Annotated in this window: 12 protein-coding genes and 1 pseudogene; 9 read left to right on the top strand and 4 right to left on the bottom strand. The window is 75.2% G+C overall.

Going from position 1 to position 13,768, the window contains the following annotated elements; all coding sequences use genetic code 11:
- Entirely contained in the window at positions 1–207 is a 207-nt protein-coding gene (locus L6E17_RS12875) for a hypothetical protein (protein ID WP_236240922.1), read from the bottom strand.
- Between the two features lie 103 nt (positions 208–310).
- On the opposite strand from L6E17_RS12875, the pseudogene L6E17_RS12870 reads away from it, so the two are divergent.
- The 3 genes and pseudogenes from L6E17_RS12870 to L6E17_RS12860 all read left to right on the top strand — a co-directional run bounded on the left by L6E17_RS12870 (position 311) and on the right by L6E17_RS12860 (position 4,213).
- Positions 311–1,509 (top strand): annotated as a pseudogene (locus tag L6E17_RS12870) (bifunctional adenosylcobinamide kinase/adenosylcobinamide-phosphate guanylyltransferase).
- 289 nt (positions 1,510–1,798) lie between these two features.
- The gene (cobT, locus tag L6E17_RS12865) at positions 1,799–2,881 is read left to right on the top strand and encodes a nicotinate-nucleotide--dimethylbenzimidazole phosphoribosyltransferase (RefSeq protein WP_236241336.1); all 1,083 of its coding nucleotides are present in this window, start codon (positions 1,799–1,801) and stop codon (positions 2,879–2,881) included.
- Positions 2,882–3,370: 489 nt separating this feature from the next.
- Positions 3,371–4,213: a hypothetical protein gene (locus tag L6E17_RS12860; RefSeq protein ID WP_236240921.1), complete on the top strand. Its 843-nt coding sequence runs from the start codon at positions 3,371–3,373 to the stop codon at positions 4,211–4,213.
- Here L6E17_RS12860 and L6E17_RS12855 read toward each other — a convergent pair.
- Positions 4,170–4,907 carry a hypothetical protein gene (locus tag L6E17_RS12855; protein ID WP_236240920.1) on the bottom strand — a complete coding sequence of 246 codons (738 nt, stop codon included), beginning with the start codon at positions 4,905–4,907 and terminating at the stop codon, positions 4,170–4,172. The two genes, L6E17_RS12860 and L6E17_RS12855, sit on opposite strands and share 44 nt — an antisense overlap.
- A gap of 70 nt (positions 4,908–4,977) precedes the next feature.
- Here L6E17_RS12855 and L6E17_RS12850 point away from each other — a divergent pair, with 70 nt between their 5' ends.
- The 5 genes from L6E17_RS12850 to L6E17_RS12830 all read left to right on the top strand — a co-directional run bounded on the left by L6E17_RS12850 (position 4,978) and on the right by L6E17_RS12830 (position 12,095).
- The gene (locus tag L6E17_RS12850; protein WP_236241335.1) at positions 4,978–5,781 is read left to right on the top strand and encodes an adenosylcobinamide-GDP ribazoletransferase; all 804 of its coding nucleotides are present in this window, start codon (positions 4,978–4,980) and stop codon (positions 5,779–5,781) included.
- A 299-nt stretch (positions 5,782–6,080) separates the two neighbouring features.
- The gene (locus L6E17_RS12845) at positions 6,081–7,601 is read left to right on the top strand and encodes a leucyl aminopeptidase (RefSeq protein WP_236240919.1); all 1,521 of its coding nucleotides are present in this window, start codon (positions 6,081–6,083) and stop codon (positions 7,599–7,601) included.
- A 399-nt stretch (positions 7,602–8,000) separates the two neighbouring features.
- Complete coding sequence (gene lpdA, locus L6E17_RS12840; RefSeq protein ID WP_236240918.1) at positions 8,001–9,389, top strand: dihydrolipoyl dehydrogenase; 1,389 nt, start codon at positions 8,001–8,003, stop codon at positions 9,387–9,389.
- A gap of 59 nt (positions 9,390–9,448) precedes the next feature.
- On the top strand, positions 9,449–11,266 hold the full coding sequence (gene sucB / locus L6E17_RS12835) for a 2-oxoglutarate dehydrogenase, E2 component, dihydrolipoamide succinyltransferase (protein ID WP_236240917.1): 1,818 nt from the start codon (positions 9,449–9,451) through the stop codon (positions 11,264–11,266).
- A 199-nt stretch (positions 11,267–11,465) separates the two neighbouring features.
- Positions 11,466–12,095 (top strand): GntR family transcriptional regulator, encoded by a 630-nt coding sequence (locus tag L6E17_RS12830; RefSeq protein ID WP_236240916.1) that lies wholly within the window; start codon positions 11,466–11,468, stop codon positions 12,093–12,095.
- 12 nt (positions 12,096–12,107) lie between these two features.
- Here the strand turns inward: L6E17_RS12830 and L6E17_RS12825 are convergent, their stop codons facing one another.
- Both L6E17_RS12825 and L6E17_RS12820 read right to left on the bottom strand, forming a co-directional pair.
- Positions 12,108–12,524 (bottom strand): PIN domain-containing protein, encoded by a 417-nt coding sequence (locus L6E17_RS12825; protein WP_236240915.1) that lies wholly within the window; start codon positions 12,522–12,524, stop codon positions 12,108–12,110.
- Positions 12,521–12,757: a type II toxin-antitoxin system VapB family antitoxin gene (locus L6E17_RS12820; RefSeq protein WP_236240914.1), complete on the bottom strand. Its 237-nt coding sequence runs from the start codon at positions 12,755–12,757 to the stop codon at positions 12,521–12,523. Before L6E17_RS12820 ends, L6E17_RS12825 begins: the two co-directional genes overlap by 4 nt.
- A gap of 133 nt (positions 12,758–12,890) precedes the next feature.
- Here L6E17_RS12820 and L6E17_RS12815 point away from each other — a divergent pair.
- Positions 12,891–13,768, top strand: an 878-nt coding sequence (locus tag L6E17_RS12815; protein WP_236240913.1) for an FAD-dependent monooxygenase, incomplete at its 3' end; no start/stop codon positions are given.

The raw sequence follows: 13,768 nt of genomic DNA, 5'->3' as shown, positions 1-13,768 counted from the left end.
TCACGCCTCCGCGTTCAGCGGCATCGGGCCGTAGATCTTCGCGCCGTCCTCGAACAGGGTGACCTGGTCGGCGCCGCCGTCCAGGAGGTCGCGCCAGTTCTCCCCGATCCAGGACTCCGCGTCGCCCTGGGTGGTGAACTCCTCGGGTGCGACCGCCGGTTCCACCTCCGCGCCGTCGGACTTCTCGAACCGCCACGTCCATGCCATGGTGCGCCTCCCGAGCTGCCGTGCCTACAGGGCCTTCCTGCCCATTCCTGCCCGCAGCCTAGCCGGGCGAGCAGCACGGGAGGGCTCGCGGGAAGATCGGGGGGTGGAACTGACTCTGCTCGGCACCGGCGCCCCCCTGGGGCTGCCCCGCCCCGGCTGCTCCTGCGCCGCCTGCGCCGCCGCGCGGGACGCGGACGCGCGGGCCGCGACCTCGCTGCTCGTGGACGGCGCGCTGCTCCTCGACCTCACCCCGGGCGCGGCCCTGGCCGCCGCCCGCGCCGACCGCAGCCTGTCCGGGGTCCGGCAGGTGCTGCTGACGCATCCGTCCGACGGGCCGCCGGTGGAGGTCCCCGCCGGGCTGCCCGACGCCGGGCGCGTGCCGGACGGGCGCGAGCTGACCCTCATCAGCGGGCACAAGGTGCGTGCCGTGCCCATGGACGCGCCGGGCACGGGGTACGAGATCGTGTCGCTGGAGGGCGGCCGGCTGCTGTACCTGCCGCGCGGGGGCGCCCCGGCGGGGATGGCGCCGCCGCCGCGCCCGTACGACACGGTCGTCGCCGACGTGGCGGGCGGCCCGACGGACTCGCGCGGCTGCGGGCCCTGGGGGCGGTCGGCCCGGACACGGACGTCGTGGCCGTCCACCTGGACCACGACGTGCCGCCAGGCGCGGAGCTGGCGCGGCGGCTCGCGGCGGCCGGGGCGCGGGCCGTGCCGGACGGGACGACGCTGGTGGCGGGCGCGTCCCGGGAGCTGCCGCGGGTGCCGCGGCGCACCCTGGTCACCGGCGGCGCCAGGTCGGGGAAGTCGCTGGAGGCCGAGCGGCGCCTCGCGTCCTTCCCCGACGTCGTGTACGTGGCGACGAGCGGCACCCGGGACGGGGACGCCGAGTGGGCGGACCGCGTGAGCACCCACCGGGACCGGCGCCCGGGGTCCTGGCGTACCGAGGAGACCTGCGAACTGGCGCCGCTGCTGCGGGAGGACGGGCCGCCGCTGCTGGTCGACTGCCTGTCGCTGTGGCTGACGGACGCCATGGACCGGGTGGGGGCCTGGGACGACGACACATGGGCGCGGGAAGGCCGGAAGGCGCTGCGCGAGCGGGTCGCGGAGCTGGTGGCGGCGGTGCGCACCACCTCCAGGACCGTCGTGGCGGTCACCAACGAGGTCGGCGCGGGGGTGGTTCCCGCGACGGCGGCGGGGCGGCGCTTCCGGGACGAGCTGGGGCGGCTGAACGCGGCGTTCGCCGACGAGTGCGAGCAGGTGCTGCTGGTGGTGTCGGGGCAGGCGCTGGTGCTCCGCGGTTGACGGGCGTGCGCGGGCCGGCGGCACGCGGGGCGGGCGGGGCGGGTAGGACGGGTGGGGCGGGTGGGGCCGAAAGGTGCGGGAGGTGCGCCGGGCGTAAGCGGCGTTCGCTGCGCGGGCGGAGGGGCGCGTACGGCCGGCGGGCGGAGGGGCGCGTACGGCCGGGGCGGCGGGCGGCGGGCGGTCGCTGTCCGGGCAACTGACCGCGCCTGACCGCGTCCAGGCAGCGGCGGACCTGCGGCCATGCCCGCGCCGGTGCGTGCCCGGTACTGTTCCGCGAATGAGCAGCAGCCTGAATCTCGACGACTTCTCCGACCTCATCGAGCGGCCCGACAGCACGGTCCGCCGGGACGCCGAGGAACGGAGGGAGCGGCTGGCCGTGCGCCCCGGTGCGCTCGGTCGCCTGGACGAGCTGGGCGAGTGGCTGGCCGCCGCCCAGGGGGCCGTACCGGTCAGACCGGTGGAGCGGCCGCGGGTCGTCCTGTTCGCCGGCGACCACGGGGTGGCGGAGCTGGGCGTCTCAGGGCGCCCCGCGGGAACGGCGTACCGGCTGGTGCGGGACGTCCTGGACGGGTCGAGCCCGGTCGCCGTGCTGGCACGGCGGGCGGGGGTCCCGGTGCGGGTCGTCGACGCGGGCCTCGACTGCGATCCGGAGCTGCTGCCGAAGGACGTGGTGCGGTACCGGGTGTGCCGGGGCAGCGGGCGCATCGACGTCGAGGACGCCCTCACGGCGGAGGAGACGGAGCGGGCCGTGCGGCTCGGGATGGCGGTCGCCGACGAGGAGGCCGACTCGGGGACCGACCTGGTGGTGCTGGGCGACCTGAGCGTGGGCGGCACGACGGTCGCGGCCACCCTCGTCGCCGCGCTGTGCGGGACCGACGCGTCGGTGGTGACCGGCCGGGGCGGGGCGGGCATCGACGACCTGGCGTGGATGCGCAAGTGCGCGGCGATCCGCGACGCGCTGCGCCGGGCCCGTCCGGTGCTGGGCGACCAGATGGAGCTGCTGGCCGCCGTGGGCGGGGCCGACATCGCGGCGATGACCGGGTTCCTGCTGCAGGCGGCGGTGCGGCGGATGCCGGTGGTCCTGGACGGCGTCGTGTCGGCGGCGTGCGCCCTGGTGGGGCAGCGGGCCGCGTTCCGGGCGCCGGACTGGTGGCTGGCGGGTCAGGTGGGCGGCGAGCCCGCGCAGGCGAAGGCGCTGGACAGGATGGCCCTCGTCCCGCTGCTGGACCACGGCGTCACCGTCGGCGAGGGGGCCGGTGCGCTGCTCGCGCTGCCGCTCGTCCAGGCCGCCGCGGCGCTCGCGGCGGAACTGCCGGAGCGTCCCGGCGCGCCCCGGGAGGACGGCGCACCGGAGGAGGACGCAGCGGGCTGACGGCCTCCGGGGCGCGCGCGGGTAGGCGGTACGCGGGAGCCCGCGGAGCCGGCTGCACGGACGGGGCCTCCCCCGCTGCGACCCTCGCAGCGCCTGCCGCGTCCCGGCGCGCGGAGCACCCGCAGGGGCCCGTCCCGATACGGCGACCGCCCGGCGTGCCGCAGAGGCCGCTCCCCGACACGACCGCCCGGACCGCGTACGGGCCGCACCTCCCGCCAGGTGCCCGGCGCCCCCGGCTGCCGTCGGCGCACGGCCCCGGCCGGGGCCTGGGAGCGCCCTCGGAGGGACGGGACGCGGCCGCGCGCCCCGAGCCGGCGGCCCGGCCGCCCTCGCCGGGCCCGCTTCCCGGCGGCTGAAGGGCGGGGAGACGCGGATCACGCGCGGGGCGCTGAACTCGGCGCTGTCCCGGTCGGTCTTCGAGCGTGCGCCCGGTCGCGAGTCGCCGTGCCGGGCCGCGGGACGTACCGACCGACGTGGGAGCCGCGGTTCATGCTGTTCGAGAGGGGCGCCGGTGCGCTGCGGGGCGCGGGGCCGGCCGTGCGGGGCTTCGCCCTGCGCGAGTGGGGGCCGCTGTTCGGGAGGGTGCGCGCGGGGCTCGCGGCACGCGGGTGGCGGGCGGTCCCGCTGACGCTGGCCGCGGTGTGCCTGACGTCGCTCCTCCAATGGGTGCAGAACCAGCCGTGGGGCTACGCCCCGGTGCAGGCCGTCGGGGCGGTGCGGGCGGAGGAGCCCCTGTGGCTCGCGCTGGTCCGGACGCCGCTGTCGCTGTTCGTGCCCGCGCTGGACCTGCCGGTATGGGGCGCGCTGGCGCAGATCCTGGTGGTGTTCGGCATCGCCGAGGTCTGCCTGGGCCGGCGGCGGACGCTGCTCGTCGCCTACGCGGCGACGCTGGCGGGCACGCTGTACGCCCGCGTCGGTGTCGCGCTGGGCCCGGACGGCCTGCTGGGCCCGGTGGGGCTCCCCGCGTCGGACGCGCGGGTGGTGGACACCGGCCCGTCCGCGGCGGTGGTCGGACTGGCCGTGTACGTCTGCTGGCGTCACCGGGCGCGGCTCACCGCGTGGCTGGTGGTCGCGGCGATGGTGGTGGAGGTGGTCGTCAAGCCGAACCTGGCCGGCAAGGAGCACCTCGCCGCGATCGCGGGCGTGGCGGCGGCGTACGCGGTGGCGGCGTGGTGGCGCCGACGGTCCGCGGCCGGGGCGGCGGCTGGCTCCGCGGCCTCGGCCGGGGCGGCAACTGGGCCCGCGGCCTCGGCCGGGGCAGGCACCGCCGCGGGCGACGGGCCCCGCGTCAGTCGGGAGTCCCGCCGATCAGGTCCTGGAAACGGCGGGTGAGGCGCGTCCACCGGCGGTCGTGGCGGTAGGCCCGCAGCCCCGCCCTTGCGCGGGCGCGGGGGCGGCGGCGGTAGGCGCGGCGCGACCACGGCGACCCGGGGCGGGCGAGCCGTACGGCGGCGAACAGCGCCACGAACGGCACCAGCACCCCGATGACCGCGAGCCGGAACTTCCCTTTCAGGAACGCGACGGCCACGAAGACGAAGTTCACGGCGAGCGTCAGGACGAGACCGGCGCGGTTCTGCCGCTCCTCCGGTGTCAGTTCGTCCACGCCCAGCGGGGAGAAGCCCGCCAGGACGAGCAGGAGCAGGGCGGCGGTCAGCACGACCGCCTCCACGCTCTGGCGGCCCTGCTCGGTCCAGTAGACGTCGTCGAGGTGGAGGATCAGCGCGAACTCGTCGAGGACCAGTCCGGCGCCGATGCCGAACAGCACGGCGCAGGCCGTCGCGGCCGCCCCGCGGTGGTCGGCGGCGACCCCGCCGAAGCCGCCCACGAGGGTGAGGACGACGCCGGGCACGACGTGGTGGATGTGCACGCCGCTGCCGGTGCTGATGTTCCTGAAGGGGCCCCGGCCGGCGCGGATCATGCGGGTGACGGTCCGGGTGGCGAAGAACGTGAGGAGGAAGGAGGCGAGCGCGATCAGCAGCGGCAGCTTCCCGGGCTCCACGATGTTCCGGGTGAACCAGTGACCCATGCCACCTCCGTCCCTTTTGCGGCAGTACGCGCAATTTACCGGCGGAGGGCGGCGGGTGACAGCGACTACTGTGCGCGCGGTGACGACTTCCCCCGCCCCCGCGCGCCTCCACGGCCTGCGTTTCGCCTTCGGCACCCTCACGGTGCTGCCCGCGCGCGTCGCCCGCTGGGACCGGGAGGCCGCCCGGGCCGGAATGCTGTGCGCCCCCGTCGCGGGGCTGGTGGTGGGCCTGTGCGCGGCGGCCGCCGGCGGGCTGCTGCTGGTGCTCGGTGCGGGGCCGCTGCTCGCCGCCGTCGCGGCGGTCGCGGTGCCGGCGCTGCTGACCCGGGGCCTGCACCTGGACGGCCTCGCGGACACCGCCGACGGACTGGGCAGCGGCAGGCCCGCCGAGGACGCGCTGCGCATCATGAAGCAGTCCGACATCGGCCCGTTCGGGGTCCTCACCCTGGTGCTGTGCCTGCTCGCCCAGGTCGCCGCGCTGTACGAGCTGTACGGGCAGGGGTGGGCGCGCGGCGCGGTCGCCGCGGTGCTCGCGGGCACCGCCGCCCGGCTGGCGCTCACCCTGGCCTCCCGTACCGCGGTCCCCGCGGCGCGGCCGGAAGGGCTCGGCGCGGTGGTCGCGGGCACCGTCCCGCCGCGGGCCGCGCTCACGGCCGCCGCGGTGGTGCTCGCCGGGTGCGCGGCGGCCGGTGCCGCGCTGCCGGGGGCGTACGACGCGGTGCGGCACGTGCTGGCCGCCCTGGTGGCGCTGGTCGCGGCGGAGGTGCTGCTGCGCCGCTGCGTGCGCCGGTTCGGCGGGGTGACCGGGGACGTGTTCGGCGCGGTCGCGGAGACCGCGGCGACGGCGGCGCTGGTCGCGCTGACGCTCGGTTAGCCCGCCTGCCGGCCGGCCGGGCACTCCTCCGCCGGAGCGCCGGCCGCGCGCCCGGCACGGCGAGGAGCGCGCGGCCCCGGCCGGGGCCGCGCGGGGCCTATCCGTCCGGCATGAAGCAGACACCGCGGAAGAGTGAACATCCGGCCCCCTGAACGAGTCGGACGGGCACGCGTAGGCTCAGCCCTGCTCCATCCGGGCCGCCCCGTGACGCCCTGGCAAGCCCGTCTACGATGCGGCGGGCACGGTCGGCCCACCCCTCGACCGCTCATATGACTCAACGGAAGCGAGATCTCACCACCGTGACTGCTCTCACTCTCAGCACCGCCGGGGCTGCGACGCTGCGCGCGGACGCCCTCGTCGTCGGTGTCGCCAAGCCCGCCGACGGCGGGAAGGGGCTCGTCGCCGCGCCCGGCGCCGAGGCCGTGGACGCGGCGTTCGACGGAAAGCTCGCCACCGTCCTGGAGACCCTCGGTGCGTCAGGTGCCGAGGGTGAGGTCGTCAAGCTGCCCTCCCCGGACGGCGTGAAGGCCCCGCTCGTGCTGGCCGTCGGCCTCGGCCAGGTGCCCGAGAAGGACGCGGCGTTCCCGCGGGAGACGCTGCGCCGCGCCGCCGGTGCGGCCGCCCGCGCCCTGCACGGCACGAAGAAGGCCGCGTTCGGGCTGCCCGTCGACTCCCCGGAGGACGCGCAGGCCGTCGCGGAGGGCGCGCTGCTCGGCGCGTACGCCTTCACCGCGTACCAGGACCGGGGCAAGGACGCGAAGGGCCCCCTGGCGGAGGTGGCGCTGCTCGGCGGCAAGCCCCGCGACAAGGCGTACAAGGCGGCTGCCGAGCGCGCGCTCGTGCTGGCCGAGGAGGTCAACCGGGCCCGCGACCTCATCAACACCCCGCCGAACGACCTGACTCCCGAGGCGTTCGCCGCCGTCGCCACCGCGGCCGGCAAGGAGAACGGCCTCAAGGTGCAGGTCCTCGACGAGAAGGCGCTCGCCAAGGGCGGCTACGGCGGCATCCTCGGCGTCGGCGCCGGCTCCCAGAACCCGCCGCGCCTGGTCCGGATCGCCTACACGCACCCGGAGGCGCAGCGGACCCTCGCCCTGGTCGGCAAGGGCATCACGTACGACTCCGGCGGCATCTCCCTGAAGCCGGCCGGCCACAACGAGACGATGAAGTGCGACATGAGCGGCGCCGCCGCCGTGTTCGCCGCCGTCGTCGCGGCCGCCCGCCTCGGCCTGCCCGTCAACGTCACCGGCTGGCTGGCGCTCGCCGAGAACATGCCGTCCGGCTCGGCCACCCGCCCCGGCGACGTGCTGCGCATGTACAGCGGCAAGACGGTCGAGGTGCTGAACACCGACGCCGAGGGCCGCCTGGTCCTGGCCGACGCGATCACCCGCGCCTCCGAGGAGCACCCGGACGCGATCGTGGACGTGGCCACCCTCACCGGCGCGATGATGGTGGCGCTGGGCAGCCGCACCTTCGGCATCATGGCGAACGACGACGCCTACCGCACCGCGATCCACGAGGTCGCGGAGGAGGTCGGCGAGCAGTCGTGGCCGATGCCGCTGCCGGCGGACCTGCGCAAGGGCATGGACTCGCCGACCGCCGACATCGCCAACATGGGCGAGCGGATGGGCGGCGGCCTGGTGGCCGGCCTGTTCCTGAAGGAGTTCGTCGGCGAGGGGATCACCTGGGCCCACCTGGACATCGCGGGCCCCGCCTTCAACGAGGGCGGCCCCTTCGGCTACACCCCGAAGGGCGGCACGGGCTCGTCCGTGCGGACCCTCGTGCGGCTGGCGGAGCGCACCGCGGCGGGCGACCTCGGCTGACCCCGCACCGGCACCGCGTACGGCTTGACGCACACCGCCCTGGGGAGGGCTGCCGGCCTGTTCGACAGGCCGGCAGCACGGGGCCCGCGGCCGAGCCGCCCGTACGGGCCGCAGCGTGGGCGGAGGCCCCGGACGTCACCCGTCCGGGGCCTTCGCCATGGGCGCCCCGTTCGCTCTCGACGAAATCCGTACGTGCGTACGCCGCCCCCACCTCGGGTGGTGGATCATCCTCCGTCTCAGGACCCGGCCCCGCGTCCCGGCGTGGGCCGACTAGTGCGAAGATGGGTGACCGGCAGGACAGGGCCCCCACCACAGGGCCGAACATCGACAGCGGCCGAACACCAGCCGCCGCAGGTCACTGAGGACCGGCGACCGGCGCACATGCATGGAGGACGTGACGTGGCGAACGACGCCAGCACCGTTTTCGACCTAGTGATCCTCGGCGGTGGTAGTGGCGGCTATGCCGCGGCCCTGCGGGGCGCGCAGCTTGGCCTGGACGTCGCACTCATCGAGAAGGACAAGCTGGGCGGCACCTGCCTGCACCGCGGCTGCATCCCCACCAAGGCCCTGCTCCACGCCGGTGAGGTCGCCGACCAGGCCCGCGAGGCGGACCAGTTCGGTGTCAAGGCCGTGTTCGAGGGCATCGACATCAAGGGCGTCCACACGTACAAGGACGACGTGATCAGCGGCCTGTACAAGGGCCTGCAGGGTCTGGTCGCCTCCCGCAAGGTGACCTACATCGAGGGCGAGGGCCGGCTGTCCTCCCCCACCTCCGTCGACGTGGACGGGCGGCGCATCGAGGGCCGCCACGTCCTGCTCGCCACCGGCTCCGTGCCGAAGTCGCTGCCGGGTCTGGAGATCGACGGCAACCGCATCCTCTCCTCGGACCACGCGCTGGTCCTGGACCGGGTCCCGGAGTCCGCGATCATCCTCGGCGGCGGTGTCATCGGCGTCGAGTTCGCCTCCGCCTGGAAGTCCTTCGGCACCGACGTCACGATCATCGAGGGGCTCAAGCACCTCGTGCCGGTCGAGGACGAGAACAGCTCCAAGCTTCTTGAGCGCGCGTTCCGCAAGCGCGGCATCAAGTTCAACCTCGGCACCTTCTTCCAGAGCGCCGAGTACACCGACAGCGGTGTGAAGGTGACCCTGGCGGACGGCAAGACCTTCGAGGCGGAGGTGCTGCTGGTCGCGATCGGCCGCGGCCCGGTCTCCGCGGGCCTCGGCTACGAGGAGCAGGGCGTCGCCATGGACCGCGGCTACGTCCTGGTCGACGAGTACATGCGCACCAACGTGCCGACGATCTCGGCGGTGGGCGACCTCGTCCCGACGCTGCAGCTCGCGCACGTCGGCTTCGCGGAGGGCATCCTGGTGGCGGAGCGGCTGGCCGGTCTGAACCCGGTCCCGGTGGACTACGACGGCGTGCCCCGGGTGACGTACTGCCACCCCGAGGTCGCCTCCGTGGGCATCACCGAGGCCAAGGCCAAGGAGATCTACGGTGCGGACAAGGTCGTCGCCCTGAAGTACAACCTCGCGGGCAACGGCAAGAGCAAGATCCTGAAGACCGCGGGCGAGATCAAGCTCGTCCAGGTCAAGGACGGTGCCGTGGTCGGCGTCCACATGGTCGGTGACCGCATGGGCGAGCAGGTCGGCGAGGCGCAGCTCATCTACAACTGGGAGGCGCTGCCGGCCGAGGTGGCCCAGCTCATCCACGCGCACCCGACGCAGAACGAGGCCCTCGGGGAGGCCCACCTGGCGCTGGCCGGCAAGCCCCTCCACTCCCACGACTGACGCACCAGTCACCGGGCGCGACCACTTACCGCACAGATCTGTTAGGAGCTAGTGAAACCATGCCGGTTTCCGTAACCCTGCCGGCGCTCGGCGAGAGCGTCACCGAGGGCACCGTCACCCGCTGGCTGAAGGCCGAGGGTGAGCGCGTCGAGGCCGACGAGCCGCTGCTCGAGGTCTCCACCGACAAGGTCGACACCGAGATCCCCGCCCCCGCCTCGGGTGTCCTGTCCCACATCAAGGTCGCCGAGGACGAGACCGTCGAGGTCGGCGCCGAGCTCGCCGTCATCGACGACGGCACGGGCGCGCCCGCCGAGGCCCCGGCCCCCGCCCAGGAGGCCGCCCCCGCCCCGGCGCAGGAGGCCCCCGCCCAGGAGGCGGCCCCCGCCCCGGCCCAGGAGGCCGCGGCCGCCCCGGCGCCCGCCGCCGAGGCACCGGCCGCCCCGTCCGGCGGCGCCCAGGGCACCGACGTCACGCTGCCCGCGCTGGGCGAGTCGGTCACCGAGGGCACCGTCACCCGCTGGCTGAAGGCCGTCGGCGACAGCGTCGACGCCGACGAGCCGCTGCTGGAGGTCTCCACCGACAAGGTCGACACCGAGATCCCCGCCCCCGCCTCCGGTGTGCTGCTGGAGATCACGGTGGGCGAGGACGAGACCGCGGAGGTGGGCGCCAAGCTGGGCGTCATCGGCGCCGCGGGTGCGGCTCCGGCCGCCGCCCCGGCTCCCGCGGCCCCCGCCCCTGCCCCCGCCCAGGAGGCCCCGGCCGCCCCGGCCCAGGAGGCTCCGGCCCCGGCTGCCGCTCCGGCCGCCCAGGCCCCGGCGCCCGCCCAGGCCGCCCCGGCCCAGGCTGCCCCGGCTCAGGCGCCGGCCCCCGCCGCTCCGGCCCCGGCGCCCGCCCAGGCCCCCGCCCCGGCCGCCCAGGCCCCGGCCGCCGCCCGCGCCACCGACGAGGGTGCGTACGTGACCCCGCTGGTGCGCAAGCTCGCCTCGGAGCACGGCGTCGACCTCGGCAGCGTCAAGGGCACCGGCGTCGGCGGCCGCATCCGCAAGCAGGACGTCCTCGCCGCCGCCGAGGCCGCGAAGTCCGCCGCCGCCCCGGCTCCGGCCGCCGCCCAGGCCGCGCCCGCCGCCAAGGCCCCGGCGCTGGAGGTCTCCCCGCTGCGCGGCCAGACCGTCAAGATGACCCGCATGCGCAAGGTCATCGGCGACAACATGATGAAGGCGCTGCACGAGCAGGCGCAGCTGTCCTCCGTCGTCGAGGTCGACATCACCAAGCTGATGCGGCTGCGCGCCCGCGCCAAGGACGCGTTCGCGGCCCGCGAGGGCGTGAAGCTGTCCCCGATGCCGTTCTTCGTCAAGGCGGCGGCCCAGGCGCTGAAGGCGTACCCGGTCATCAACGCCCGGATCAACGACGCCGAGGGCACCATCACGTACTTCGACTCGGAGAGCATCGGCATCGCCGTGGACTCCGAGAAGGGTCTGATGACGCCGGTCATCAAGAACGCCGGCGACCTCAACATCGCGGGCATCGCCAAGGCCACCGCCGACCTGGCGGGCAAGGTCCGGGCCAGCAAGATCACCCCGGACGAGCTGTCCGGCGCGACCTTCACGATCAGCAACACCGGCTCGCGCGGCGCGCTGTTCGACACGGTCATCGTGCCGCCGAACCAGGTCGCCATCCTGGGCATCGGCGCCACGGTCAAGCGCCCGGTCGTCGTGGACCACCCGGAGCTCGGCGAGACCATCGCCGTGCGCCACATGACGTACCTGACGCTGTCCTACGACCACCGCCTGGTGGACGGCGCGGACGCCGCCCGCTACCTCTCGGCGGTCAAGGCGATCCTGGAGGCCGGCGAGTTCGAGGTCGACCTCGGCCTGTAGGACCGCGCTCCTCGCGCACGGCAACTCGGCGCCCCCGCCCGGCACTCGACCGGTGCGGGGGCGCCGTCGTACCGGCCGGTCACCCAGGGCGGGGGCGCCGTCGTACCGGCCGGTCACCCAGGGCGGGGGCGCCGTCGTACCGGCCGGTCACCCAGGGCGGAATAATGGCCTCACCGGCATCAGCGAAGGAGTCCCCTCCATGACCACCCCGCCCCCCGTCGTGCACTCGCTGCGCGAGCAGATCCGCGAGCACATCGTGGAGGGGATCGTCAGCGGCCGCTGGAAGCCGGGCGAGCGGATCGTGGAGCGGCGGATCGCGACGGAGCTCCAGGTGAGCCAGACGCCCGTCCGCGAGGCGCTGCGCGAGCTGGAGTCGCTGCGGCTGATCGAGTCGGCGCCCAACAAGGGGGTGCGGGTCCGCAACCTCACGGCGGCGGACCTGGAGGAGTCGTACCCGGTGCGGGCCGGCCTGGAGCAGATCGCGGCGGAGCTGGCGGCCGGGCGCCTGGCGGACGACTGCTCGGCGCTGGAGCCGCACGTGGCGGCGCTGTACGAGGCGGACGCCCGGGGGGACGGCACGGCGCAGGTGCGGCACACCGTGGCGTTCCACCGGGAGCTGGTGCGGGCGGCCCGCAACGCGGTCCTGCTGCACACCTGGGAGGGCCTCGGCATCGAGGTGTTCACGGCGCTGTCGATCCGCTGGCTGGGCACGGTCCAGAAGGAGTACGCGGAGGAGCACCAGGAGCTGGTGGACGCGTTCCGCCGCCGGGACCCGGCGATCGGCAGCCTGGTCAAGGCCCATGTCCTGGGCTGCGCACCGCGCGCCTGACGCGCCGCGCCCTCAGCCGTCGAGGCGCCGCACGTCCTCCTGCTCGACGTCCTTGAGGACCCGGGAGACCGTGGCGAAGTCGTCGTCGCGGTGCAGGACGACCAGGCCGTGGTGCACGGCCGTGGCGCACAGGAGCAGGTCGACCACCCCCGCCGCGCGATGCTGCCCCCGCTGGGTCAACTTGTACTGGGCGCTGCCGGCCCAGCGCCAGGCGTCCTTGGGGACGCGCACCGGCTCGAAGAGCTCTTCCAGCTCCTCGTCGGTCTCATCCCTGTGTGTGAGGCCGGTGGCGCTGTAGAGAATCTCCGTACGGGTGGCTTCGCACATCCCGACAGCGCCGGTCTCGATCTCGGCGTCCCATCGACGCCGCGCGGCGGGATCACCCGTCAGGTGAACGTAAGCGCTGGTGTCGAGGAGGTACGTGATCACGTCTCACTGCTCCCGTGCTGCGCGGCCTTGCGGGCCTCCCAGTCTCGGCGCAGCTGGTCGAAGTCGCCACGGGCGGCACGTTCGCCGACGCGTTCCCACGCGGCGCGCCTGCGGTAGCGCCTTATCACCTCCAGAAGCGCCGTGTTGATCGTGTCCTTCTTCGTCTTCGTACCGAGGAGCCTCGCGGCCTCGGCGAGTACATCGTCGTCCAGGTCCACGTTGGTCACGCTCATGATCCACACTTCTGTATGCCATGTGGGTTCTCGACCACCACTCCCCACACGCTAGCGCGCCTCACCGACATCGCGCGGGCAGATGCTACCGTGCGCGACGAATCGGACGCACAGCGCTACCGAAGGGCCGCACATGAAGATCGTCTGTGTCGGCGGGGGGCCCGCCGGGCTGTACTTCTCCGTGCTGATGAAGCTGCAGGACCCGTCCCATGACATCACCGTCGTCGAACGCGACCCGGCGGGCTCCACGTACGGCTGGGGCGTGACCTACTGGGGCGGGCTGCTGGAGCGGCTCCGCGCCGGCGACCCGGAGTCCGCGCGGGCCGTCGAGGCGGCCTCGGTGCGGTGGAGCGACGGCGTCGCGCTCGTGCGCGGCCACCGCACGGTGCACCGCGGCGACGAGGGCTTCGGCATCGGCCGCCACCGGCTGCTCGCGCTGCTGGCCGAGCGGGCGCGCGCCCTGGGGGTGCGCCTCGTGTACGAGCAGGAGGTCGCCGACGCCGACAGCCCCCTGCTGCGGGGCGCGGACCTGGTCGTGGCCGCGGACGGGGCCGGCAGCCGCCTCCGGCAGAGCCTCGCGCCGCGCTTCGGCCCTCAGGTGCGCACCGGCCGCAACCGGTACGCGTGGCTCGGCACGACCAAGGTCCTCGACGCGTTCGGCTTCGCCTTCACCGAGACGGAGCACGGCTGGATCTGGGCCTACGGCTACGGGTTCAGCGGCGACCGCTCCACCTGCGTCGTCGAGTGCGGGCCCGAGACGTGGCGGGGCCTCGGGCTGGACCGGCTCGGCGCGGACGCCGCATTGGCCCTGCTGGAGCGGCACTTCGCGGAGCTGCTCGACGGGCATCCGCTGATCGCCGGCGACGAGGGCGGCGGCGCGGTGCGCTGGCGGGCCTTCCGCACGCTCACCAACCGCGCCTGGCACCACGGCAACGTGGTGCTGCTCGGGGACGCCGCCCACACCACGCACTACTCGACCGGCGCGGGGACGACGCTCGCGCTGGAGGACGC

Origin of the sequence: Streptomyces sp. CC228A (assembly GCF_021390935.1) — a bacterium.
Taxonomy (GTDB): Bacteria; Actinomycetota; Actinomycetes; order Streptomycetales; family Streptomycetaceae; genus Streptomyces.
Note: the sequence above shows the minus strand (reverse complement) of the source record. Positions and strands in the feature narration are given on the sequence as shown.